This is a genomic window from Aerococcaceae bacterium zg-252, assembly GCA_016237705.1.
Lineage (GTDB): Bacteria > Bacillota > Bacilli > Lactobacillales > Aerococcaceae > Globicatella > Globicatella yangjingiae.
Window position 1 is genome coordinate 165,595 of the sequence record CP066204.1, and the last position, 25,154, is coordinate 190,748.

General features: G+C 35.0%; 22 protein-coding genes. 21 read left to right on the forward strand and 1 reads right to left on the reverse strand.

What is annotated here, in order from left to right; genetic code table 11:
• Position 1 precedes the first annotated feature (1 nt).
• The 11 genes from JDW14_00895 to JDW14_00945 all read left to right on the forward strand — a co-directional run bounded on the left by JDW14_00895 (position 2) and on the right by JDW14_00945 (position 11,345).
• Positions 2-1,435, forward strand: coding sequence for a hypothetical protein (locus tag JDW14_00895; GenBank protein ID QQD65718.1), 1,434 nt, complete (start codon positions 2-4; stop codon positions 1,433-1,435).
• Entirely contained in the window at positions 1,425-2,294 is an 870-nt protein-coding gene (locus tag JDW14_00900; GenBank protein ID QQD65719.1) for a two-component system regulatory protein YycI, read from the forward strand. Before JDW14_00895 ends, JDW14_00900 begins: the two co-directional genes overlap by 11 nt.
• Positions 2,295-2,577: 283 nt before the next feature.
• Positions 2,578-3,312 (forward strand): tRNA (adenosine(37)-N6)-threonylcarbamoyltransferase complex dimerization subunit type 1 TsaB, encoded by a 735-nt coding sequence (gene tsaB, locus JDW14_00905; protein ID QQD65720.1) that lies wholly within the window; start codon positions 2,578-2,580, stop codon positions 3,310-3,312.
• Entirely contained in the window at positions 3,278-3,865 is a 588-nt protein-coding gene (gene rimI, locus JDW14_00910; GenBank protein QQD65721.1) for a ribosomal protein S18-alanine N-acetyltransferase, read from the forward strand. The genes tsaB and rimI (JDW14_00910) overlap by 35 nt, the downstream gene beginning before the upstream one ends.
• A 16-nt stretch (positions 3,866-3,881) precedes the next feature.
• A complete protein-coding gene (gene rimI / locus JDW14_00915) occupies positions 3,882-4,331 on the forward strand; it encodes a ribosomal protein S18-alanine N-acetyltransferase (protein ID QQD65722.1) in 450 nt (149 codons plus the stop codon).
• A 3-nt stretch (positions 4,332-4,334) separates the two neighbouring features.
• A complete protein-coding gene (gene tsaD / locus JDW14_00920; protein QQD65723.1) occupies positions 4,335-5,339 on the forward strand; it encodes a tRNA (adenosine(37)-N6)-threonylcarbamoyltransferase complex transferase subunit TsaD in 1,005 nt (334 codons plus the stop codon).
• A 305-nt stretch (positions 5,340-5,644) separates the two neighbouring features.
• On the forward strand, positions 5,645-7,255 hold the full coding sequence (locus tag JDW14_00925; protein QQD65724.1) for a peptide ABC transporter substrate-binding protein: 1,611 nt from the start codon (positions 5,645-5,647) through the stop codon (positions 7,253-7,255).
• 261 nt (positions 7,256-7,516) lie between these two features.
• Complete coding sequence (locus tag JDW14_00930) at positions 7,517-8,443, forward strand: ABC transporter permease (GenBank protein QQD65725.1); 927 nt, start codon at positions 7,517-7,519, stop codon at positions 8,441-8,443.
• A gap of 18 nt (positions 8,444-8,461) precedes the next feature.
• A complete protein-coding gene (locus JDW14_00935; GenBank protein QQD66463.1) occupies positions 8,462-9,370 on the forward strand; it encodes an ABC transporter permease in 909 nt (302 codons plus the stop codon).
• 12 nt (positions 9,371-9,382) lie between these two features.
• The gene (locus JDW14_00940) at positions 9,383-10,441 is read left to right on the forward strand and encodes an ABC transporter ATP-binding protein (protein ID QQD65726.1); all 1,059 of its coding nucleotides are present in this window, start codon (positions 9,383-9,385) and stop codon (positions 10,439-10,441) included.
• The gene (locus JDW14_00945) at positions 10,434-11,345 is read left to right on the forward strand and encodes an ABC transporter ATP-binding protein (GenBank protein ID QQD65727.1); all 912 of its coding nucleotides are present in this window, start codon (positions 10,434-10,436) and stop codon (positions 11,343-11,345) included. The genes JDW14_00940 and JDW14_00945 overlap by 8 nt, the downstream gene beginning before the upstream one ends.
• Positions 11,346-11,556: 211 nt before the next feature.
• On the opposite strand, the gene JDW14_00950 is transcribed toward JDW14_00945, so the two are convergent.
• Positions 11,557-11,850 (reverse strand): helix-turn-helix domain-containing protein, encoded by a 294-nt coding sequence (locus JDW14_00950; protein ID QQD65728.1) that lies wholly within the window; start codon positions 11,848-11,850, stop codon positions 11,557-11,559.
• Between the two features lie 490 nt (positions 11,851-12,340).
• On the opposite strand from JDW14_00950, the gene JDW14_00955 reads away from it, so the two are divergent.
• From JDW14_00955 to JDW14_01000, 10 genes are all read left to right on the forward strand, one after another.
• Positions 12,341-12,703, forward strand: coding sequence for a GntR family transcriptional regulator (locus tag JDW14_00955; protein QQD65729.1), 363 nt, complete (start codon positions 12,341-12,343; stop codon positions 12,701-12,703).
• A gap of 2 nt (positions 12,704-12,705) precedes the next feature.
• Positions 12,706-13,551 carry an ABC transporter ATP-binding protein gene (locus tag JDW14_00960; GenBank protein ID QQD65730.1) on the forward strand — a complete coding sequence of 282 codons (846 nt, stop codon included), beginning with the start codon at positions 12,706-12,708 and terminating at the stop codon, positions 13,549-13,551.
• Between the two features lie 30 nt (positions 13,552-13,581).
• A complete protein-coding gene (locus JDW14_00965) occupies positions 13,582-14,277 on the forward strand; it encodes a hypothetical protein (protein ID QQD65731.1) in 696 nt (231 codons plus the stop codon).
• 325 nt (positions 14,278-14,602) lie between these two features.
• Entirely contained in the window at positions 14,603-15,646 is a 1,044-nt protein-coding gene (locus tag JDW14_00970; protein QQD65732.1) for an LPXTG cell wall anchor domain-containing protein, read from the forward strand.
• A 240-nt stretch (positions 15,647-15,886) separates the two neighbouring features.
• A complete protein-coding gene (locus JDW14_00975; GenBank protein ID QQD65733.1) occupies positions 15,887-16,690 on the forward strand; it encodes an LCP family protein in 804 nt (267 codons plus the stop codon).
• A gap of 18 nt (positions 16,691-16,708) precedes the next feature.
• Positions 16,709-17,704, forward strand: a complete 996-nt coding sequence (locus tag JDW14_00980) for a glycosyltransferase family 2 protein (GenBank protein ID QQD65734.1) — start codon at positions 16,709-16,711, stop codon at positions 17,702-17,704.
• A 334-nt stretch (positions 17,705-18,038) separates the two neighbouring features.
• The gene (locus tag JDW14_00985) at positions 18,039-19,886 is read left to right on the forward strand and encodes a glycosyltransferase family 4 protein (GenBank protein QQD65735.1); all 1,848 of its coding nucleotides are present in this window, start codon (positions 18,039-18,041) and stop codon (positions 19,884-19,886) included.
• A complete protein-coding gene (locus JDW14_00990) occupies positions 19,883-20,941 on the forward strand; it encodes a glycosyltransferase (GenBank protein QQD65736.1) in 1,059 nt (352 codons plus the stop codon). The genes JDW14_00985 and JDW14_00990 overlap by 4 nt, the downstream gene beginning before the upstream one ends.
• Positions 20,942-21,277: 336 nt before the next feature.
• The gene (locus JDW14_00995) at positions 21,278-23,965 is read left to right on the forward strand and encodes a C39 family peptidase (GenBank protein QQD65737.1); all 2,688 of its coding nucleotides are present in this window, start codon (positions 21,278-21,280) and stop codon (positions 23,963-23,965) included.
• A 145-nt stretch (positions 23,966-24,110) separates the two neighbouring features.
• Positions 24,111-25,154 carry an acyltransferase gene (locus JDW14_01000; GenBank protein QQD65738.1) on the forward strand — a complete coding sequence of 348 codons (1,044 nt, stop codon included), beginning with the start codon at positions 24,111-24,113 and terminating at the stop codon, positions 25,152-25,154.

Genomic DNA, 25,154 nt, shown 5'->3' on the forward strand with positions numbered 1-25,154 from the left:
GATGAAAAAATTATCTTTTAGTAATGTTATTTTAACGATTGTTATAGCTATTAGTTTATTTTTAAGTTATTTACTCATCTTTGGCAATATTACCATTTGGTCTATTTTAAGACCGGGTCAAGAAACAGCACAGGTGAATATCCAAAATGATAATGAAACAGCTGTGTCGAATTACTATCAAACGGCGAATCAACGATTGCAAGAAGTTTTGTATCCAACGAATGTTATTATTTCTCAAGATAATCAAGCATATTTGTTAAACCACGAGACAACATTAAAAAGTATCACTACTTTATTGAGTCAACGTCGTGCAACTTTGTCAGGTGATGTGAAAATACCGGATGAAGATGAATACTTGAAATTAATGACACAAAAACGAGTTGAATTAGAGTTTACAACCGTCTTACCATTTCATTTGTTAGATAATTTTATTAAAGATGAAACGGACGAAGAGGATTTTACATTTAATCGGATTATTATTCCAACCAATTCATCAGGAAAAATTTATCTTGTGAATGCAATGACGCATCAGTATATGGAAGCGAAGTTTCCGAGTGGCACGACAGGAAGCAACTTTTTAAAAGAAGCTGAAAATGCTCGTGAACAATGGGTGAAAGCTGAACGGTACAGCTTATCGACTGGGAATCATGTATATTTACCGACGCAAAAAGTCACCATTCCAACGCAAGTCTATACATTGAATATTGTGCCGGAAAATAGTGTCGTTACCTCACTTTTTGGAAATAATCGAACATGGCGTTCAGTAGTGGTGAGTGAAGATTCAGATAATAATAGTATTACCTATCGAAATGCCAATATCGAAATCCAATTAAATCCGCTTGTTCAAATATTAGCGATTAACTATAAAAATAATTCACAAAATGAAGCAAAAAATTTAACGCAGCAAATCGAACAGAGCTATGCACAAGTGCGTCAATTTGAATATTGGACACAAGGCTTACGTTATAATTCACAATCGAATCATTCAACAGCTGTATTTCAGCGGTATCTATTAGGATATCCTGTTTTTTCACCGAATAACACAACACCGTATGCGAGCAGTCGCGTATCTTTTCGTAATAATAATTTAACGTCTTCTATTACACGTTTGACAATGTCGATGCTTTTTTTAGAAGCTCATATCCAAGATCAAAGTCGTGATATGGAATTATTAGATGCGAGTAGCTTGCTTTATGAATTAAATGTGGCAGGTTTTGATGTTTCAGATTTCAGTAATGTTGTCATTGGGTATGAATGGCAACATGATATGGCGAATTTTCAAAAGGTGAATTTTGTCCCAAAATGGTTTTTTGAGAAAAATAATGTATATTATTCATTAAATCAATTAAAAGAAGGAGCAATAAAAGTCGAACGTGAATCAAATGTGGAAAATCGTCAAGCGATAGCGGAACAGGAGGAGCAAAATGGATTTTAAACGTATTCAAATGATGCTCATTCTATTTTTCTTAATCTTTGATGTTTATTTAGGTATTCGTATTTATCAAGAAATTCAAGAAACAGTAGTACGACAAAGTGATTATCAACAATCGAGTTTAGAACAGCGTTTATCTGCACGTGGCATTGTTTTGAATTCGCCATTAGATGAAACAGTGGTCGAAGGGGTATTGGTTAAGACCGAAGATTCGCAATATTTACGAACACATGTGCAAGAATTGCCAGAAGAAGCATTAGATATCACTGTAAATGATAATGGCATTTTGACTGCTATATTTCCACAACCACTGGATTTAGGGGGGCGTATCAATGCGCAAATGACAACCTTACCGGCTGAAGTGGCACAATGGATTCATGAAAATTTTTTAGGTGATCCAAATTTGTTCATCAAAGGTGAGCAATATACACAATATTGGTATTTGCCGTCAACTCGAACGATTATTTTTTGGATGACAGCCATTGATAATATTCCAATTGTAGACGGGTCGGCGGAGATTCGAATCCAATTAGATGAAAACTATAATATTATCTCATATACGCAAACGTATCAATCGGATTTTGTAGCACTAGATGAAACGAAACCGCGCCGCTTGATTACGGCACGAGACGCAGTTGATGTACTCGATGCCAGAATCCAAACGAATCTACCTTCTAATTCGACTATTATTCATATCACATTGAGTTATACGAAATATAAAGAATGGGACGAGATAAATATTTACCTACCGGTTTGGAATATTGTGTATCAACGTTCAGACGGACAAACGGGCTCAATGTTAGTTGATGCGATTAAGGGGCAAGTAGTCGAGCGTATGGCGACACCAACTGTCACACCTTAATGGTTAATGTAAGCTGTATTTATTCTGTGAAATAAGTACAGCTTTTTTGTTGTAGCTATGGTAAAATATGACGAATTGGGTGTCATGCGAGCGATACGTCAAATCAAAAACAAGTGAAAAGCCATAGTGAGTATGGTAAGATAGAAAACGGAAAAAAGTGATAGAGAAATTATTTAAATTGGTAAACATAATGTGGCAAATTACGCTTTTAAAAGAGAAACTTATTGAGTACAGATAAAGTGGACATTATGGCAGTAGTTTGCAGCAGAATAGGAGTGATAGCATGCGTTTAGTAGCAATGGATACATCATCTAGTTGGCTTAGTGTGGCAGTGGCAGATGACACAACGGTATTAGCAAGTCTTAATGAACAAACAAATTTACAGCATGGAACAGTGCTTATACCACGTATTCAACAATTATTATCGGAGCATTCAATTTCGTTGGATTCTATTGAGGGATTGGTCGTAGGCATGGGGCCAGGTTCTTATACCGGTTTGCGTATTGGTGTAACGGCAGCTAAAATGTGGGCTATTAGTAAATCACTTCCTTTATATGAAGTTTCTAGTTTGGCGTTAATGGCAGCGAGTATTTCAAATCCGAAAGTAGATGCTGCGATTATTCCCCTAATGGATGCCAGACGTTTGTCTGCCTATATTGGATATTATCATTATGCCCAAGGTAAATTAGTCGCAGTAGAACCAGATTGTCATCAAGATTGGCAAGAGTGGGTGGTAACACATCACTCCGTTTTAGAGCAATATCAAACGATTTATTTAGTAGGTGAGGCGATTGAACCATTTGCTGACATATTGCGTGAACAATTGTCACAAGTAGAAATTGTGGTACAAATGGCATATCCTAAGACAGATGTTGCCTTGGAATTAATCCAAGAGCCAGTAGCGGATGTACATGTATTAGCACCAAATTACACACAAGTCACGCTAGCTGAACGTGAATGGGCAGAGAAAAAGGAACAGTTGCATGATGATGAAATGGTTCAAACAACAGTTCAATAAATGGCGAAATTGGTTTGCGACGGAACAGCAATCTTTAGATAAACTCCCATTTTTAATGGAAGAAATTATGATGCCAGCTATCGCATTGGAACAGGATATGATGATGCGATTTGCGACAGGTAAAGATATTCCAACATTCGAATCACTTGAAGTAGCTTGTTATAATGGATACTTAGCATGGCAACAACAAGATTTTGTCCATGATTGGTTATACAATCCGTATGCCGTCTACATTGTAGTTGAGCATCAGCAACAAATTATCGCTCTAATTAGTGGACGTATGCGACATCGTCAAGCTCATATTAGTCATGTCATGGTGCTGCCGGATTTTCAAGGCAAAGGGTTAGGGCGACGATTAGTACAACAATGGTTAGCCATTGTATCGGAGCGAAAGATTGAACAAGTGATACTAGAAGTACGTCAAAGCAATCAGCTAGCCCAACAACTCTATCAAAAAGCAGGCTTTATCGTTATTGACCAGCGAGAAAATTATTATTTTAATAATCATGAAACAGCCCTTATTATGAGTTGGCGTAATAAACAAATTGTGTAGTAAAGGAAGTGAATCAGTGGAATATAAAGTCGTCCCTATAAAAGGCAGACAAATGATGTCGCCGATAAAAGAACAAATTGTATCGTTCAACCAAACATTTGGTTGGAGTGCAGAACAGAGCGAAGCTGATTTTGTGAATGAACATAGTGAATACTATTGCTTAGTGGATAAAGATGTAGTGCTTGGTTATATTAGTTTACATCATGTGTTGGACGAAGTGTCAATCAATCATGTGTTTATCCACACCGATTATCGCAAGCAAGGATTAGCGAGTGCATTGGTGGCCTTTGTGATTGAGCAATTAGCGTATCGGCAAGTGAAGCATCTTTTTTTAGAAGTGCGTTCACATAATGAGGCGGCGATTCGTTTGTATGAGACTAGTGGCTTTGAATTATTAGGTAGACGCAAAAATTATTATCAGAATCCAGTTGAAGATGCTTTAATCTATCAAAAGAAAGTAGGGTAAAGAATGAGTGAAACATCGCTAATATTAGCTTTTGAGTCAAGTTGTGATGAAACCAGTGTTGCTGTAATAAAAGACGGTACACAATTGTTAAGTAATGTGGTGGCGTCACAAATTAAAAGTCATATGCGTTTTGGTGGCGTTGTACCAGAAGTGGCGAGTCGTCATCATGTTGAACAAATTACCCAAGTGTATGAATTAGCACTGCAACAAGCAAATGTTACCATCGATGACATTGATGCGATTGCTGTGACGCAAGGTCCTGGATTAGTAGGTGCATTGCTCATCGGTATTACGGCTGCTAAAACTTTAGCGTTTGTTCATCAAAAACCATTGATTGCCGTCAATCATTTAGCAGGACATATTTATGCTACCCAATTGCAAGCAAAATTGAATTTTCCACTCTTAGCATTGATTGCCAGTGGGGGACATACGGAATTGGTCTATATGCAAGACCATATTCATTTTGAAGTGATTGGCGAAACGCAAGATGATGCCGTAGGTGAGGCTTATGATAAAGTCGGACGTTTATTAGATTTACCTTATCCAGCAGGCAAATACTTAGACCAAATGGCACAAAAGGGAACAGATACTTACTCGATTCCACGTGCGATGCTGCATGAAGATAATTTTGACTTTAGCTTTAGTGGTATGAAAAGTGCGGTGATGAATTTGGTTCATAATGCTAATCAACGGGGTGAAACGATTATCTCAGAAAATTTGGCGACTAGTTTTCAAACGGCTGTCATTGAAGTGTTAGTTGAAAAGACAGTTCGTGCAATTCAAGCCTATCCTGATGTGAAACAATTTATTTTAGCTGGGGGTGTGGCTGCCAATAGTGGTTTGCGTCAAGCATTAAGTGAGCGTCTGAAAGATATTGAAGTATTGATTCCACCATTATCATTGTGTGGCGATAATGCGGCGATGATTGGTGCTGTAGCACATCAACTCTTTTTGGCGAAAGAATTTGCCCCATTGGATTTTAATGCTGTTCCAGGGTTAGATTTATAGCAGAGAGTTAAAGATTTATGCAAATCGAAAATAATAGCAACTCTAGGCATCAAGTAGAGATACAAATGTGTTATCTTCACTTGTGCCTAGGGTTATTTTTTTGCAAAATTTTTGAGTTTTCTATGTTCATTTTACAGGTTTTTCAGTTCTGAAAACGATTTTCTTCGATTGAAATTAAAAAAAAATTAGAAAATCACTTGATTTATTTGAAAATTAACTGTATGATACATAAAAAGTTGAAATTTCATTTATTTTTAATAATATGCGTGATTTTTTAACGTTAAAATAAATTGGAGGCAAATCAAATGAGAAAATTTTTCAAAAAAGCGGCAATGATAGGAGCGGCTCTGTTATCATTATCAACTGTTAGTCCATTCTTTACGGTATCAGTGGGAGCACAAGCTGAACAAGTTTTAAACTTAGTGACAACGTCTGAACCACCGACTGTCGACCCAGCTTTGGCATCTGATAGTTCATCAGGTGCAATCATTAAAAATGTTTTTGAAGGTCTAACAACAATTAAAGAAAATAAAGCTGTTCCAGGTGTTGCTGAATCATGGGAAATGAGTGAAGACAGCTTAGTCTATACATTCAAATTACGTGAATCTAAATGGTCAAATGGCGAACCGGTTACAGCAGGAGATTTCGAATATGCTTGGAAACGTGTGCTAAACCCAGAAACAGCATCTGAATATGCGAGTCTTTTATACATCATCGAAGGAGCACAAGCCTATAATACTGGTGAGGGGAAAGAGGAAGAAGTAGCTATTAAAGCTATTGATGACCAAACATTAGAAGTAAAATTAACAGCACCTGTTGCTTATTTCCCGGAATTAATTGCACACTATACATTCATGCCAGTGCATAAAGCAACAGTTGAAAGTGATGAAAATTGGGCAATGGAAGCAGGCGACAGCTATGTTGTTAACGGACCATTTGTATTGTCTGAATGGAATCACTCAAGTGACTATGTGTTAACAAAAAATCCAAATTACTGGGATGCTGAAAATGTATCGTTGGAAACAGTCAATGTTCAAATGGTGGAATCTGAGGCAACAGCTAATGCGATGTTCCAAAATGGCGATATTGATTACTTAGGTTCACCATATCAAACAGTATCTTTAGATGCGATTGATTCATATAAAGCTGACGGCCGTTTAAATGTAGCAGATTTTGCAGCGATTTACTGGTACAAAATCAATACAACTGATGAAGTGTTAGGCAATGCCAATGTTCGTAAAGCATTAGCGTTAGCAATTGACCGTAATGGGTTAGTAACGAACATTACAAAAGGTGAGCAACAACCAGCTTTAGGTTATGTGCCAGCAACAATCGCAGGATTTGAAGAAGACAGAGGTTACTTTGCTGACGCTGACTTCGAAAAAGCGAAAGAATACTTAGCTAAAGGGTTAGAAGAATTAGGCATGAAAGACCCAAGTGAGTTAACGGTTAATATTTCAATTAATACGTCTGAAGCACACTCAGCGATTGCACAATACATTCAAGAGGGTTGGGCTAAAAACTTAGGTATCAACGTGAATATTGATAACTCAGAATGGCAAGTATACTTAGATAAATTAAATGTATTAGATTACCAAATTGGACGTCTAGGTTGGATTGCTGATTACAATGATGCGTCTTCATTCTTGAGTATGTATGATACAGCTGAGAATGGTAACAATGATACTGGTTGGAGCAATGAAGCATTTACAAAATTACTTAAAGATGCAGAGTTAGAAACTGATGCAGCTAAACGTACTGAATTGCTAAAACAAGCAGAGGCAGTGATGATTGACGAAATGCCAGTTATTCCAATTTACTACTACACAAACTTATCAGTTAAAAAAGATAATGTTAAAAACATGGGAGCTGACGGTTTAGGAAATGTACCATTAAAATCAGTTGTTGTCGAATAATATTGTGTCTTGAATTAAAAAGATTGGATACAGCGAAATAGAATAAGCATATTGCAATGGGGTGGGGCAAAGCAACAGCTTTGATTCCACTCCGATTTCGCTGGTTAGTACTATATATGAGTGTTAACTTGGGCAAACACTTTCCTGTGGGGTACGAGAAATAATTTGGATTAATGGCTTTCGAGCTTATAGGAAAGTCTTTGCCCTTATATTGATTTGTAGTTAGCTATGAATAACTTAATTTTACGAGGAGGAAAACAAATGAAAAAGTACATCTTAAAACGATTACTGTATATTGCGATTGCCTTATTTTTTATTATTACGCTAACATTTGTCTTAATGCGAATTGCACCGGGAAATCCATTTGCAAGTGAGCGTGCGATGCCACCAGCGATTGAAAAGCAATTGAATGAAACTTATGGATTGGATAATCCATGGTATGTGCAGTATAAAGACTATTTGTTGAATATTTTAAAATTTGATTTTGGTGAATCAATGAAATACAAAGGTCGCTCAACGAATGATATGATTTTTAAATCATTCCCAATTTCATTAGCTTTAGGAGCTCAGTCGCTGTTTTTAGCAGTTGGAATGGGTGTCTTATTAGGGGTTATTTCAGCAATGTATCATAATAAATTGGGAGATTACCTTTCAACTATTATCGCAGTGTTAGGAATTTCAGTGCCGTCATTTATTTTAGCAGGGCTAATGCAATACTTTTTAGGTTTGAAATTAAACTGGTTCCCAATTAGTGGGTGGAAAGGTTTTGCCTATACGATAATGCCGTCTTTTGCGATTGCATTAGGTTATATGGGAAATGTGGCGAAAATGATGCGTTCAAGTATGTTGGAACAAAATACGTCCGAATATGTAAAACTAGCACGTGCAAAAGGCTTGTCGAAATGGACGATTGTGTTTAAGCACTCACTGCGAAATGCTTTATTGCCAGTGGTTACTTATTTAGGGCCTTTAACAGCTGGTGTCATTACAGGTAGTTTCGTTGTTGAAAATATTTTTGCGATTCCAGGTTTAGGAAAACACTTTGTGACGAGTATTAATAACCGTGACTATACAATGATTATGGGGACTACGGTCTTTTATGCAATTTTATTATTATTTGCAGTATTAATTGTCGATATTATTTACGTGCTCGTTGACCCACGAATCAAATTGGAAGGAGATGAATAATAGATGATTGATGAAACAATGATTGATGCTTCAGAGTTTGAGATAGTTGGTATTCGAGAAGACCAAACCGATGTGCTAAGCGATAAGACGGTTTCGTTTTGGGGCGAGGTGTTGCACACATTTCGTCGTAACAAATTAGCGATTTTCGGCTTAGTTGTGTTAATAATCGTTACCTTAATGGCAGTCTTTGTTCCAATGGTATCGCCATTTAGTTTTAGTGAGCAAACGAAAAGCTATAATACAGCTCCTAATTTTACCAATTGGTTTGGAACAGATAACTTAGGTAGAGATATTTTTGTCCGAGTTTGGATAGGTGCACGTATTTCCTTATTTATCGGATTGGCAGCTGCCTTGATTGATTTAGTGATTGGTGTATTGTGGGGAAGTATTGCCGGTGTCGTTGGTGGACGTGTCGATAATGTGATGATGCGTATTGCCGATATTTTAACAGCCGTTCCTTATTTATTAATTGTCATTTTATTATTAGTTGTATTGGATAAAGGACTATTACCGATGATTATTGCTTTATCAATTACCGGTTGGGTGCGAATGGCACGAATCGTTCGTGGTGAGGTTTTATCAATTAAAAATCAAGAATATGTCTTAGCCTCACGTACCTTAGGTGCTAATGTTTGGCATTTAATTTTAAAGCATTTAATTCCAAACGCAATGGGAGCGATAATTGTGACGATGACTTTATCAATTCCGTCAGCAATCTTTACGGAATCATTTTTAAGTTACTTAGGTTTAGGTGTCACACCACCAATGGCAAGTTGGGGTACTATGGCGTCAGAGGGTAATGAAGCGATTATGACAGCCCCATGGCGTTTGATTTTCCCAGCTTTACTGATTTCGATTACTATTTTTGCGTTTAATGCAGTCGGCGACGGTTTGCGTGACGCACTTGATCCAAAATTGAGAAAGTAGAGGTGGTAGCAGATGACACAACCATTATTAGAAGTAAAAGATTTGCGTATTAGCTTTAAAACCTTTGCTGGTCAAGTACAAGCAGTGCGTGGCGTGAATTTTTCATTAGCAGAGGGTGAAACACTTGCGATTGTAGGAGAGTCTGGTTCAGGTAAATCGGTTGCTTGTAATGCCTTAATGCGTTTAATTCCACAACCACCGGGACACTATGACAGTGGTCAAATCTTATTCCAAGGACAAGATATACTAAAATTAAGCGAAAAACAAATGGAAGATATTCGAGGCAATAATATCGCAATGATTTTCCAAGACCCGATGACAGCATTGAATCCAACTATGAAAGTTGGTAAGCAAATTGCTGAAGTTATCTTACGTCATAAAAAAGGTATATCAAAAGAGGCTGCTAAACAACGAGCGATTGAATTGTTGGCAGAAGTAGGTATTCCATTTGCAGAGCGTCGCTATGAACAATATCCGCATGAATTTTCTGGCGGTATGCGTCAGAGAGTGGTAATTGCGATTGCTTTAGCTGCAGAACCACAATTATTGATTGCTGATGAGCCAACAACGGCACTTGACGTAACGATTCAAGCACAAATTCTTGAATTAATGAAAGAAATTCAACAAAAAAACAATAATTCAATTATCTTCATCACGCATGACTTAGGTGTTGTAGCGAATATTGCTAATAAAGTGGCAGTTATGTATGCTGGACAAATTGTTGAATATGGAACAGTGAATGAAATTTTCTATAATCCAAAGCACCCATATACTTGGGGGTTATTAGGGTCTATGCCAGACTTAGAAAATGATGAAGAGGAAGAGTTGTATACAATCCCAGGTGCACCACCGAATTTAATCAATCCACCAGTAGGTGATGCTTTTGCACCACGCAATCGTTATGCAATGAAGATTGATTACGAAAAAGAGCCACCAATCTTTAAGGTGAATGATGACCATTATGTGAAATCATGGTTAATGGCGCCAGGAGCACCACAAATTCCAGTACCAGAAGTAATTCAAAATCGTATCAATCGTTACTTACAGCAAGGAGGGGCAGGCAATGACTAAGAAAAAATTATTAGAAGTCAAAAATTTTAAGCAATACTTTGGTTCGCCTAGTCACCCGATTAAAGCAGTTGACGGAATTACTTTTGATGTATATGAGGGCGAAACGCTTGGGCTTGTAGGTGAATCCGGTTGTGGCAAATCAACAACTGGACGTTCGATTATTGGGTTGTACGATATTACAGACGGTGATATTGTGTTTGACGGACAAGTGATTAGTGGTCATCAAACACCGGCACAACGTAAAGAGTTAGCGACACATTTGCAGATGATTTTTCAAGACCCATACGCATCACTGAATCCACGTATGACGGCTGGAGAAATTATTGAAGAGGGTTTTGACATTCATGGCTTATATAAGGATAAGGTAGAACGTCGTAACCATATTGGTGATTTATTGGAAGCGGTAGGATTAAATAGAGAGCATGCGAACCGTTATGCACATGAGTTTTCAGGTGGGCAACGTCAACGGATTGGGATTGCTCGTGCCTTAGCACTCAAACCGAAATTCATTATTGCTGATGAGCCAATTTCAGCATTAGATGTATCCATTCAAGCACAAGTCGTGAACTTGTTGAAGAAATTGCAAAAAGAGCGTCAATTAACGTATCTATTTATTGCACATGATTTATCAATGGTGAAATATATTAGTGACCGTATCGCAGTAATGTATGCTGGAAAAATATTAGAGATTGGGCCAGCAGCTGAAATCTATCGTAATCCAATCCACCCATACACGAAGTCACTTTTATCAGCTGTACCACAACCAGACCCAATTAGTGAAAGTGTTCGTCAACGTATTCCTTATGAACATCAAGAGCCGACAGGTGTCGTAGACAAGCGTGAAGTAACACCAGGCCACTTTGTCTATGCTGATGAAGAACAGTTTAAGGCTTGGGTAGGGTAAAATTAAGTAGTGCCTACTGGAGAATGAAACCTAGATTTTTAGATTAATTAAACCATAGAAAAATATGGAGCTAGTCAAAAAGGTCAAATATTTTAACAAATGGAATTGAAGATGTTGATTTAACAACAGTTCTGTCTTTTGATTTGTTAGAATTTCTGACTTTTTGCTAGCTCCATAAATTTTGGTTTATTTTTTATCGAGTGCTGTTTTCTTATCCTTGTTCATGCTCTAATGATACAACTGCTAAGGTCTTACCCAGACTTGCCAAAATTTTTAGAACTGTATCAAGTTGTGGGCTTGTCTTGCCTGTTTCCATTCTAGCAATAACGGGCTGGCTCACACCACTAAGCTCCTCTAATTTCTTTTGACTGATACCCTTTTCATTTCTAGTTTTAATTAGCTCACTCATGATAGCCACTCGCATATCACTTTCTAAAATTTCTTCTTTGCTGAATAATTCTGCTCTCACATTTTCCCAGCTACTACCAATTGCACTATTTTTCATTATTTAAGACCTCTTTCTAAAAAATATTATAACCTAAAAGTTATTGACGATAAATACTTTTGAGTTATTTAAAATAAAGAACACATAAAAGGAAAAAAGAATAGAATGTTGATTTATGAATGTTATTAGCTATTTGGATAGCACTATTATATATTGAGTTTAGCATAGCAATAAAATTATTTATGTTTTATTAGTGAATCCATTAACATCAATATTATTTTTTGCAAAAAAAGAGCAGTTATCAAAAAAGATAACCACTCGAAATACAGGTTTTTCACTGCGAATGTATATAGTGCAAGTTTTTCATTGCGAAGTACAAGTGTAGTATCTCATTGTATGCTCAAGGTGTCAATACCTATGTAGTCTAGTAATTTCTTTTTTGTTAAAAGTATAAAAAATCCATTGACAAACCACTTGATTAATTATATAGTTAATTACATAAGTAACTAACCAGTGAGGTTGGGTAACCACAACAAATGGAGGTGATAAGATGCAATTTGATTTTCAAGGAAATGTACCATTGTTTCAACAAGTGGCTGAACAGATTGAACAAGCTATTTTAAGTGGTAGTTTTCCAGAGGGGGAACAAATTCCTTCAACAACGGAAGTGTCAATCAGCTACCAAATTAATCCGGCTACGGTGCTGAAAGGAATGAATTTATTGGTTGACCAAGGCATATTAGAAAAACGCCGTGGCTTAGGAACATTTGTCACGCAAGGTGCACAAGCGATGTTGCGAAAAAAACGGCAACAACAATTTATTGATTCGAATTTACCTGCATTTATAAAAGAAGCAAAAACACTAGGGATTTCAGCCCAATCATTGGTGGAATTAATCGAGAAAGGATATTAACTATGAGTTTAAAAATTGAAAAAATTAATAAAAATTATTTTCGTCATGCTGCATTAATTGATGTTGATTGCGAATTTTTACCGGAAAAAATATATGGTTTACTTGGACGTAATGGAGCAGGAAAAAGTACATTGTTGAATATTATTGCACATCGTATTAATAAGACGAGTGGAGAAGTAACCTTGAATGGCGATTCCATTTATTCAACAGAAGAGGCTCGTAAAGAAATCTATTTATCAAATGATGAAACATGGTTTGATAACGGTATGCGTATTACACAATTGATGTCGATTATTCAAAAATTTCACCCAGACTTTGACGTTGAATTTGCACAAGCATTATTTGCAGAGTTTGAATTAGACCCTAAGAAACGATTCAAGGCATTGTCAACAGGGTATCGCAGTATTGCTAAATTAATTATTGCTTTATCAATGCCGTCGAAGTATATCTTTTTAGATGAGCCTGTGTTAGGGCTTGATGCACATCACCGAATGTTATTCAATAAGAAATTAATTGAGGCGTATGAACGTAATCCACGAACTTTTGTTATTTCAACACATATGATTGAAGAGATTGCTTATTTATTAGAAGAAATTATTATTATTGACCGAGGTATGGTGAAGCAACAAGCGAATATCGAACAGGTGTTGAATGCAGGATATGTCTTAACTGGGACAGCAAGTCAAGTTGAACCATTGCTTAAAACTTTAACGGTAGTAAATATCGACCAGTTAGGTCAATTGATTTCAGCTGCTGTACTAGGAGAGCTACCAACGGAATTGCCAGTAGGTGTTGAAGTGCACCCACTAGGATTGCAAGACTACTTTATCCATACGACAACTAACTAATTGAACAGAGTACGATAAGGAGGAATCAATATGATTTTACAATCAATTAACTATTTATTAAAACGATTATTTAAACTTAGTATCATCTCAACATTAATATTTCTCGCTGTAATGTTTATATTTGTACGATTATTAGGGGGAGGAGATAATGGCATTATTGAATTGAAAATTTCAACGTGGTGGGTATTTTTAATATTTGGTTTTGGTATATCCGAGGCGGTTAAGTATTTCCGTTTCAGTAATTTATTAGGAATGACAAGACGTCAACATGCGATTGCATATTTATTATCTAGCCTTATTGGTTCAGCGATTTTTGCGTTGATTTCAGTTATCAGCAGTCAGTTTGTAACGCAAATGATTGTAGGGCCGTTTAAATTAGTGTTTGAAAACTATGGGTCTGATTGGCTAAGAGTGTTGTCATTAGTGGGGTCATACTGGTTAGTTTGTGTTTTTGCGAGTTTACTGGCTCTTATTTTTAATAAATTACCTAAAAATGTAGGGATTTATGTGGTGATTGGGGCTGTATTTTTAGGGATTCCATTAGTTTCGGGTGCAGGTGCTGTAGTTGTTAATTTGCTTGAATCACAAAATGTCATTGCGTTGATGAAAGTTATTAACTTCATTAAAAGTGTACCGGCATTTGTATGGGATACGCTACTCTATGTAGTGGTTATTGGGGGCTATTGGTTAGTGCAAAGAAGTCATGTGTCACGTGCGATTGATTAGGTATGGGGTGTGAGTGAGAGAGCTCTGAGAGATAGAAGTAGATACAATCCAGTTCGGAACTGGAATAAAGACATTATGGTAGTAAAAACAATGGCGAGGGGTATTAAATAGGTAGAATGGTTTGAATTTTATCGATTTGTGACAGTGTAATCAAAAATGTTAAAAAAAGGTAAAGAAATTGATAAGAAAAAGGTAACGATTTACTTGACAATGAATACTTTGAGGAGTATCATAATGTTGAGTATAGGGGCTGATAATTATCTTAGTGGGTGATAATTTGCCTTTAATATTGACTCGAAAAATAAAAATGTTAGGAGAATTAGACATGCAATCAAAAAAAGTGAAAATGTTATTAGCTAGTGCAATTGCTTTATCTGGTTTAGCTTTCGTTAATCCAACTCAAGCAAGTGCTGAAGAATCAGCTGTAAATCCAGGGTTATTACGTGGAGGTTTGCTGAATTTAGATGAAACACCAGATGAAACACCAGATACAAAACCAACTGAAACACCAGCTGAAGAAGGATCAATTATAAATAAAGGCTTGTTAAATAAGGAGCTTCCAAAATTAGATGGAACATCTACTGAAGCAACTACTTCAGAAAGTGAAAACAAGCAGTTTTTTAATAAATTAGATGAATTAAATAAAGCAATTTCAGGTGAAACAACTGAAGCTCCAGCATCTACGACAACAACTGAAGCACCATTCACAATTAATAAAGGGTTACTTAATCGTAACAGCCCAATTAACAAAGGATTATTTACGCAAAAAGATATCGATGCACTTGTTCAATTCCTTGAAAATGGGGATGTTTCAGGACTTGATAAAGCTTTATTAAATAAAGGAAAATTAGCACTACTTGTAGATTTTCTTGAAAATGGTGAAAGTTCAGCAATTAACAAATCTTTATTAGATATGAAAAAATTAGATGCACTTGTAACTTTCATTGAAAGTTTAGATGCTTCTGTAGTTGATAAGAGCTTACTTAATCAAGATAAATTAAACAAATTAGTTGCGTTTATCGAAGGTTCTGAAGTGGCACCAGAAGTTGCTCCAACTGAAACAGAAATGACAGAAACAACTGTTGAAATGACAGAAATGACAGAAACAACAGCTGAAATGACAGAAACTACTGTTCAAGCAGAAACAACAACTGAAGCTAAAAAAGATGAAGCTAAACCAGCTGAAACAACAACAGCTCAAAAAGCAACAACTGAAGCTAAAAAAGTAGAAGTTAAAAAAGAAGAATCTAAAAAAGCTGCTTTACCAAACACTGGTGAAACTACTACATTAGGTGCATTGGCATTAGCTACATTGTCTGTAGTTGTTGGTGCTGTATTAGTAGCTCCACGCTTCAAAAAAGAGAACTAATTTAACCTAAATTAGCCAATTTTAAAGTACTGATGGTTTAACTGTCAGTGCTTTTTTAGTTTTTTCAGAATACTATATTTTTATTTATAGCAGAGTGCATAAATATATTTTTTAGGTGTTGGATTGAATGATGAAATAGAATCATGAAACAATATTTACGTTGATATTCAGTAAGATTTTGATTAAACTGTAAATATACAGCTGTTTTGTACATATGAGTGAGATAGAGGGAGATATAGGATGAATTTTAAGAGAGTTATTTTGATGATAGTCTTATCATTATGTTTTTTTGTAGGAAAAGTTGAGGCAAAGACAAATATATTATTACTAGGGTCTGATGCAGGGTATGAAAGTGATAGAAAAGAAGAACTTGTTGGTAGTCGGTCTGATGCCATTGTCATTGCGACAATTGATGAAGAATCGAAAACAATCACATTTTCTTCTATTCCGAGAGATTCTTTAGTTGCGATTCCTGGAAGAGGAGAAGAAAAATTAACGCACGCTTTTGCTTATGGTGGTAAAGAATTAACGATACAGACAATTGAAGAGTGGTTAGATGTGAAATTTGACCACTATGTTGTGGCAAATATGCCAGGTTTTATTAATATCATTGATACTCTTGGAGGGGTAACTGTAAAACCGCCGATGACATTTAACTGGTGGAATAGATTTTTCTTTGAAAAAGATGTTGAACAAAAGTTGGACGGAGAGCATGCATTAGCGTATGCGCGTGAACGTTTTACTTCAGGTGGCGATTATGCTCGACAAGCAAGAATGCGTGAAATGTTGATAAAAGTAAGAGAAAAATTGATTTCTGAAAATAACATTGGTAAATATGAAGAACTATTTAATAATCGTTATAAATTTATTGATACAGATTTGAATTTTGATCAAATTAAAGATTTATATGCACAATACTTTAATTCAGAGTACGCACCAATTGAGTTTCAACTTGCTGGAGACGGCTATACTGCTGACGGATTAGGCTATGTTGACGCTATTAGAGAAGACTCATTAGCAGAGCTGAGAAAAATTATTCAGTAAGAAATGAGTGTGAGAACGTTGAATAACAAGATATTATCAGTTGTGATACCAAGCTACAATTGTGCAGAGTATTTATTGGAGACAATTCCTACCTTTCTAGATATTGATACTTCATTAAAAGAATGCATTGAAATTATTATTGTAAATGACGGCTCAACTGATTATACGGCTACGGTTGGAGAACAATTTGAACAGACTAATCCTAATGTCGTTCGCTTAATCAATAAAGAAAATGGTGGACATGGTTCTACGATTAATACTGGGATTAAAGTAGCAAAAGGAAAGTATTTTAAAGTTGTAGACGGTGATGATTTCGTTGATTCACCCAATTTTGAAAAGCTAATCAGATTTTTATTAGAGATTGATGTTGATCAAGTAGTGACACCATATGTTAATTTCTTTGAAATAACTAATCAGCGTCAAGTTGACGGCGTTCTTTCTGTAAAAGAAAAACAAATCACTTCGATTGATGAGTTTTTGAAAGAAACTGGGGCGATTCCTGCTATGCATGCGATTGTTTATAAAACAGAATTGCTTAGAGATAAGGGGATTCAACTGTACGAACATTGTTTCTATGTCGATATGCAGTATATCGTTTTTCCATTACAGTATGTTGAAACAGTTGCTTATTTGAATGCACCATTATATCAGTATCGTTTGGGAAATGCAGGACAAAGTGTGAGCATGGCAAGTTATGTTAAAAACGAAAAAATGCATGAACGAGTGATAAAATCATTGGTTGAGTTCATTAATCATGCTGAAATGAGTATGGTAAAAGAAGAAATGGTTAATCGTAGAATTGCGGATTTATGTGCAACGCAAACCAATATTTACTTATTGAATGAAGATTCAAAGCAAGGTAAGGAAAAATACGAATTATTGAGAGAATATTTAAAAGAACATCATGCATACACATACAATAATCCGTTTGGTAAAAAAGATAAGTTGCTATCTAAGTTTTCGTGGCTATGGCATGGATTAGCATATGGATATAAGGTCAAAGTAAAGAAATAGAGGGTTGTCAATGGGTATTGTTAATCGAATAAACAATATAATACCTCAATGGTATGAAAGATTATTTTTCATACCCTTTATTGTATTTGTAACGCTCAATTTATTATTAATATCAAATTTGTCCTTGCCAGCTTGGATAGCTCCTTTATCAAAAGTTCCAATGCTATTATTGGTGATTAAAATTGTTTGGGATATATATGTAAAAAATATTTCGAAAACAAAGTTAATAGTCAGTGTTTTTTTACTGCTTGTTTCAATGTTAGTCGTATTGCTTGGGGGACAGAAATTTGTACTGTATTACTCGCTACTAACAATCGGAGCACATGGAATTGAGTTGCGAAAAATTTTAAAAGTTTGGTTTTATCAGTTAGCACCAATTGTGTTTATTATCTTCGTGTTTTCGTTATTAGGCATAATTGAGAATGAAGTACATTATCGTGAGAATGGTATTACAATTCGCTATGCTTTTGGTATTGGCTATCCAACTGATTTTTCGGGCTTAATATTCTATATTTACGGCATATTTAGTTATTTATTGCCGATAAAACAATGGAAAAAAATCGTTTTAGGTGTATCGTTAGCAGCTTTAGTTTTCTTTTTTGTAGACGCTAGATTAGACACTATCTTAATTTTAGTGCTACTAGGTGCAATGGTTGTGGTTAAGCCTAAACATTTTAATGGAAAAATTGCTAATTTACTTCCATTTTTGCCACTGATATATTTGATTGTTTCTCTTTTAATGGCATATTGTTATAATTCTGAAATTCAGCTTTATGCAATATTAGATAAAGTATTATCCGGCAGATTGCAATTAGGACATAATAGTTTGATGACGTATCCGATTAAGGCATTTGGTCAAATTGTTGAAATGAATGGGTATGGGAACTTTAGTCCAAATCTTCCGTATTCTTTCATTGATAATGCATATATTCAAATGGTGTTGCGATTTGGTTGGGTATATTCACTTACTATGGCTATTTTTCAAGGGAGCTTAATTTATCGTGCAATAATTGCTCGAGATGTTAAATTGGCACTATTGCTTTTGATTTTTGGTTTGCATGGTATGGTCGCACATCATTTCTTCAATCCGATATATAATCCGTTTTGGATAGGAGTTCTATGCAAAGATAGAAGACAAGAGCAAGAATTAAGCGAAATAATGATTGTCAGTCAAGTTAAAGATAAAGGGAATGGATTAGGTAAAGCCGTTAACGATGTGATTTCTTTCTTGAGAGCAAAAGCGAATGTGGAAGTTTCGGTCTTAGATATTACGGATAATAAATATTATTTGCTTAATTTGATACGAGTATTCTTTTCTAATGCCAGTGTGATATATTTTACACCTGCTGGGTCTTTGTGGGGCAATGTTCGTGATAGTGGCTATTTGTTTATAGCACTAATTTCGGGTAAAAAAATCGTTACTCATTTTCATAATAGTAACTTTGGTAATGTTGTTGTGTCGAAACGGTGGCTATTATGGCTTAATCGCTTTATTTATCAGCGAGTTTCACGAATCATATTACTAGGCGAAAAGCAAAAAGAAATGTTTGAGTTGTTGTATATTGATGATAATAAATTTAATAACATACCGAATCCAATAAATGATGAACTTTTTATTAGTGAAGAGGAGTTTGATTTGAAAAAAGGCAATAAAGTTGTTTATTTTTCAAATATGATTAAGGATAAAGGGTATTTAGAAGTGTTAGATTTAGCGAAATATATGAAAGATGACCCATTTGCATTTTATTTTTGTGGAAAGTTTTATGATGATGAGGCAAAACAGCAATTCATGCAACAAATTAGAGAATTAAAAAATGTTCATTATATTGGTGGTGTCTATAATGCTGAAAAAATGCGTTTTTTGAAAACCGTTGATTATTTTATATTACCTACCCAATATAAAGACGAAACCTTGCCTATTAGTATGTTAGAGGCTATGGCAAATGGAGCATTTATTTTAATTAATAACAGAGGGGTTATTTCAGAATATGTTAATCATAAAACAACTCGTTTTATTGATAATATACCAAGTTCTGACATAAGAAAATTAATCATCGAAAATTATCGTAAATATGAATATAGAGATTTTGAAATTGATAAAATGAAGAAAGCGCATGATTTTTATACTATTCATCAATTGATTGAAAATAATATATTGGAATTAATATGGGGACAAGAATGAAAATTTTACAAGTTACCGGAAGTCTTAATATTGGTGGGCTAGAAAATGTAGCCGCTAATATAATGAGATATGGAAAAATATATAAACAAATGGATTTTTTAATCTATGAAGAAACAGTGAGAGGCTATGAAGAAGAACTAATTGCTTTAGGAGCAGAAGTTATTATGATGTCTCCCCCTAAAGCAAGCATTATGTCGTTTCTAATTAAATTTTTTCAGCTATTAAAAAAAGGAAAGTATGATGCAGTTATTATCCATACTTATACTAGTGCGGGATTTTTATCGTTTGTGAGTAGAATTGCCAGAGTAAAGAAAATTGTTGTGTATAGTCATACTTCAAGCGAAAGCTCTCAAGATTCATTGAAACAAAAATTATATAAGGCTTTTATGAAAGTTTTGATTGCAATATTTTCGACCGATAGAATTGCTGTGGGCGAAAAAGCTGGACAATCCTTATATTTAACCGATTATAAAATTATTGAAAATGGTATTGCTGTCAATGAGTATGAATTTTCACCTTTGAAACGAGCGTCTTTAAGAAAAGAACTAGGTATTCAGGAAGACGACCTATTGTTAGGACATGTGGGGCGTTTATCTAGGGAAAAAAATCAAGTGTTTTTATTAGAATTAATGAATCGCATGAATAAAGATAGCAATATAAAGTTAATGTTGATTGGTGAAGGTGATGAACGTCTTAAGTTAGAAAATTTAATTAAACAGTATCATTTAGAGCAAGCTGTAATATTAGTTGGTTCGGTGCCGAATCCACAGGATTACTATCATGCGATGGACGTTTTTGTTTTTCCGTCCTTGTATGAAGGGATTCCTTTAGCGATGTTGGAAGCTCAATTGAATGGTTTGCCTGTTGTTGCATCTAATAATATTGATAAGAAAGCATTTTTATCGGATAATGCAGCTGCTGTGTCGTTGGATGATAGCGATATATGGATGAATAATGTTTTATTAATGCAACGAAAACCACTTGATGTCAACTTAATAAATAAGTTGGATGTGACGCATATGGTAAGAGAAATTGAAAACATTTTAATGAATTGAGATATAGATATTACAGCGCTGCTTTTCGCAATTGGATAGAGTTTGTTTGAAATATAAAAGTATATTTTCTGAGTTTGTTTGGTTAATTTTAGGTATAGATGACAGTATGATTTTTATTTAATGCAAAGACTCTTCAACATGATTAAAAGATGTTAGACAGAGAGTTTATACATTTTATCTAATTGAATTGTAAATGTTGATTTAGCAACGTTTTTGTTCGGCGACTTGTTAGAATTTCTTACTTTTTGTCCTGAGCGAATATTTTATAAAAAAGTAGTCAAATAGGTAAATATTTGATAAAATATATAATTGATAAATGTTTTAGGGGAGAGCCTTATGAAAAAATTACAATTAAGAAATGCAGTCGTTTTGACAACTTGTGCTTATGCACTGTCGTTTGTTCATCAAGTATCTGCTGAAGAAATAAAAGATAATGATTTAGGATATGATTTTACAAATAGTACTGAAGAGATAGAAGCCATTGAACCGGTAGAAACTGCTGCCGTGGACGCTGAAAGTGTATCAAATGATGATACAGAAATGGTTGAAAATACAGATGCTGTACGTTATTCAGCGGGATTTCGTTCAGCATCAGATGTAGATGAAGAAACAGATTCATTTGAAGAAAGTATTGTTGAGCAAAATAAATGGATTGAAAATTCAGCAAAACAGCAATGGGAATATCGTGATGCACAAGGTAATGTTTTAGCACATATGAACAATGACGGCTACTGGGTAAATGGAGAGAAAAAGTTTGATACAGTGCTAAAAGTATCTGATGATAAGTATTATTATTTTGGAGATAAAAGTTTAAATGGTCAATTAATTCGAAATAATTGGGCATATAGCACAAAAGAACAAAAATGGCATTATGGGCAGAATGATGGAACTGTAGTTTCGACCTTGAGTAAAGATGGTTATTGGAAATTTGGTGTTCAGTATGCCGATGTAGTTGTAGAGATTAAAGATAAAGGCTACTACTATGTTCAAAATTGGGATAAGGGTGGTAAACTGTCTGTTAATCAATGGGCATACAGTTCTAGAGAGCAAAAATGGCATCAATCTAATGCTAGTGGCATGATAACAGCGACATTTGGAAAAAATGGATATTGGGTAAATGGGCGAAAAAAATTCGATGAAGTGATAACAATGCCTGATAAAACTGAATATTATGTTGGTGGATATGCTGCTAATGGGAAATTAGCTGTTAACGAATGGTCGTATAGTAATAAAAATAATAGATGGTACTACGGGAATGAGAACGGTAAGGTAGTTTCTACATTAGATAAAGATGGTTATTTTATTAATGGTAAACAACAATTCGATCAAGTTATTGAAGTGCCAAAATTTGGTTTTTTATATGTTAAAGATGCAGGTCAAAAGGGAAAAATGGCCATTAATGAGTGGGCGTATAGTGTCAAAGAAAAGAAATGGCATTATGGAAGTTACAATGGTCGTATTTCATCTACATTAAGTAATTCAGGATATTGGATCGAAGGAAAGCAATTATTTGACCAAGTTATTGAAGTTCCAAAGATAGGATACTTTTATGTTGAGGGATATAATCAATCTGGACGCTTATCATTGAATAAATGGGTGTATAGTCCTAAAGAGCAAAAATGGCATCAAACTGGTGCAAATGGTGTGATAACAGCGACAATCGGTAAAGAGGGGTACTGGGTCAAAGGAAGAAAGCAGTATGATGAATTGGTCGAAATACCGAACCATGGAATGCTTTTTATTGGCGGATATAGTGACAATGGAGCGTTGGCACTTAATAAATGGGCGTATAGTTCAAAAACAAAGACATGGTATTATGGAACATATGATGGCAAGGTAGTTTCAACATTAGGAGAAAATGGCTATTTTATAAATGAAAATCAATATTACGATCAAATTATTGAAATTCCAAAAGTTGGATTTTTCTATGTTAAGGATAAGAATTCAAAAGGTAAATTAGCTGTTAATGAATGGGTGTACAGTTCTAAAGATAAAAAATGGCATTATGGAAGTGCTAATGGACGAATTTCATCCACTTTAACAGAAAATAGCTACTGGGTTGATGGAAAGCAAATATTTGATCAAGTGGTTGAAATTCCAGGGAAAGGTTCATTTTATGTCGAAGGGATAGCGAATAAAGGAATTATAGCTAAAAACAAATGGGTACAAAGTGATAGAGATGGTCGTTGGCATAAGGTAGGCGTTGATGGTTTAATTGAAGAATCATTCGGTAAGAATGGGTATTGGATTAATGGTGTGCAACAATTCGATGTGTTATTACGCCACCAAAACAAAGTGTACTTCTTTGAACCACAAAATGCCGGTGGTAAAATGTCAGTGAATAAGTGGTCTAAGAGTGAAAAGGCAGGAGTTTGGTATCAATCTAATTCGACAGGTAATTTAGTACGTAAAGATAAGACTGGACCAATCTTGCCGGCGTATGTTGAATTAGACAAGGGGCAATGGAAGATGTTCAGTCTGGCGCAGGATAGTTGGCATTCAGGATGCTGGTTAAGAAGTGCTGCGAGTGGTATTAACTCAGCAGGAGGCAATGTCACACCGTTTAGTTTGATTGAACATATTAAACGTACAGATGATCCTAGAACAGGAATGCTAAGTCATCCGTCGATTACTAATAATTGGAATTTAGGCGGTGTTTATTCAGCGATGTGGCCAGAAGCATTAGTTCCAGTAGTGAAGAAATTTGTTCCTAATGCGGTCGATTTGACGGGTGCTAGTTTTGAGGATATTAAACGTGAACTGGCTAGTGGAAATACTGTGCAGATTTATTATGCTTGGGCAGCTCCAAATATCCGATTGAACGGAGAACGTGGTACGTTTTATGGTAGTAAGGACTATCATTCGATACTACTCACAGGGTATAATAGTACTGGATTTTTCCATCAGGAACATTGGTATGGTGGAACTCGAAATAATCATTTTGCGTATTCTAAATTAAAATGGCAGTATGAGGCGTATGGCTCAAAAGCTATCTCATTTAGAAAAGAAAATGTATTACCATAATTAATCAATTGAACTGGGTAAAAGCATTCAGCATTGAATACAAATAATAGAGTACGATGATATAAGTATTTTTGTTTTGATGTATTGTTGATAATGTGTTTTACCCGGTTTTCTTTTAGATTTTTAATTTGATAGGAGAAAAACAATGAGAAGAAAGTATTCTCTGGAATGTATTCGGGCAGTAGCTATAATTATGGTTGTACTAGTCCATGTAACAGAAGGGATTATGATAATATATCCTGAGAGTAAAACCTATCTATTATCCGTTCTGTTTTTTACATTAGGAAGATTAGGTGTGCCGCTTTTTTTGATGTTAACAGGTTATTTAATGCTGGATAGAACAGATATTTACAATGATATAAAAAAATATTTTAAAAAATATGTCTTTTCATTAATCATAAGTACATGGATGGGAATTTCTGTATTGTTGCTTTATGATATATTTAAAGGAGTATCCTATGATTGGATGAATATTATAAAAATGTTTTTCTTTTTGGCCAAATTACCAGCAATACAAACTTGGTACATGCCAATAATTATTGGTGTTTATTTAATTCTTCCGTTGATTGCGAAAGGCTTTCAGGTCTTGAATTCGAGAGAATTGGGAATGATTCTAGCCCCAGTATTTGTCTATAGTTTTCTTGTCACAGATTTGAATCAAATGTTATTAATGAATGGAATGAAACCCTTGACAGTCTCCATCACATTTGATGGCGTAGGTAGCTATCTATTTTATTTATTATTAGGAGGGTGTCTAAAAAAACTAAAAGAGGGGGCAAAGCGCAGGCAGGTATATATGAGTATAGTATTTACTATGACTTTGACAATATTAGTATGGATGCAATATTATTCGTTAAATACTGATTATATTTTTAAAGTTTGGTATAATAGTGCACTTTTATGCAGCGCTTCAGTTGCTATGTTCATTATAATTGAAGCGACAATCGAACGCAAAACAGCTGGTCAAACTATGAGGAAACGTGGTATTGTATTGTTAGATAGAGGGTCTGTGTTTATTTATTGGCTGCATTCTATCATATTGGATATTCTGCTGAATCAACATTTTTTCTTTGAAAACATTTCGCATTCAGAATGGACGTTTACATTTGCGGTTATAGGGTATTGTATGATTATCGTAACAGTATGTCTTCTACTTAAACAATTGACAAAATATCTAATTAAGAGGTAA

Excerpts from the sequence above, each read along its gene's own strand:
- JDW14_00930 (QQD65725.1), top strand. The coding sequence starts at position 7,517 with ATGAAAAAGTACATCTTAAAACGATTACTGTATATTGCGATTGCCTTA.
- tsaB (QQD65720.1), top strand. The coding sequence starts at position 2,578 with ATGCGTTTAGTAGCAATGGATACATCATCTAGTTGGCTTAGTGTGGCA.
- JDW14_00950 (QQD65728.1), bottom strand. The coding sequence starts at position 11,850 with ATGAAAAATAGTGCAATTGGTAGTAGCTGGGAAAATGTGAGAGCAGAA.
- JDW14_01000 (QQD65738.1), top strand. The coding sequence starts at position 24,111 with ATGAGAAGAAAGTATTCTCTGGAATGTATTCGGGCAGTAGCTATAATT.
- JDW14_00925 (QQD65724.1), top strand. The coding sequence starts at position 5,645 with ATGAGAAAATTTTTCAAAAAAGCGGCAATGATAGGAGCGGCTCTGTTA.
- JDW14_00940 (QQD65726.1), top strand. The coding sequence starts at position 9,383 with ATGACACAACCATTATTAGAAGTAAAAGATTTGCGTATTAGCTTTAAA.
- JDW14_00900 (QQD65719.1), top strand. The coding sequence starts at position 1,425 with ATGGATTTTAAACGTATTCAAATGATGCTCATTCTATTTTTCTTAATC.
- JDW14_00990 (QQD65736.1), top strand. The coding sequence starts at position 19,883 with ATGAAAATTTTACAAGTTACCGGAAGTCTTAATATTGGTGGGCTAGAA.
- JDW14_00895 (QQD65718.1), top strand. The coding sequence starts at position 2 with ATGAAAAAATTATCTTTTAGTAATGTTATTTTAACGATTGTTATAGCT.
- JDW14_00960 (QQD65730.1), top strand. The coding sequence starts at position 12,706 with ATGAGTTTAAAAATTGAAAAAATTAATAAAAATTATTTTCGTCATGCT.
- JDW14_00975 (QQD65733.1), top strand. The coding sequence starts at position 15,887 with ATGAATTTTAAGAGAGTTATTTTGATGATAGTCTTATCATTATGTTTT.
- rimI (QQD65721.1), top strand. The coding sequence starts at position 3,278 with ATGATGATGAAATGGTTCAAACAACAGTTCAATAAATGGCGAAATTGG.
- JDW14_00935 (QQD66463.1), top strand. The coding sequence starts at position 8,462 with ATGATTGATGCTTCAGAGTTTGAGATAGTTGGTATTCGAGAAGACCAA.
- tsaD (QQD65723.1), top strand. The coding sequence starts at position 4,335 with ATGAGTGAAACATCGCTAATATTAGCTTTTGAGTCAAGTTGTGATGAA.
- JDW14_00965 (QQD65731.1), top strand. The coding sequence starts at position 13,582 with ATGATTTTACAATCAATTAACTATTTATTAAAACGATTATTTAAACTT.
- JDW14_00995 (QQD65737.1), top strand. The coding sequence starts at position 21,278 with ATGAAAAAATTACAATTAAGAAATGCAGTCGTTTTGACAACTTGTGCT.
- JDW14_00970 (QQD65732.1), top strand. The coding sequence starts at position 14,603 with ATGCAATCAAAAAAAGTGAAAATGTTATTAGCTAGTGCAATTGCTTTA.
- JDW14_00955 (QQD65729.1), top strand. The coding sequence starts at position 12,341 with ATGCAATTTGATTTTCAAGGAAATGTACCATTGTTTCAACAAGTGGCT.
- JDW14_00945 (QQD65727.1), top strand. The coding sequence starts at position 10,434 with ATGACTAAGAAAAAATTATTAGAAGTCAAAAATTTTAAGCAATACTTT.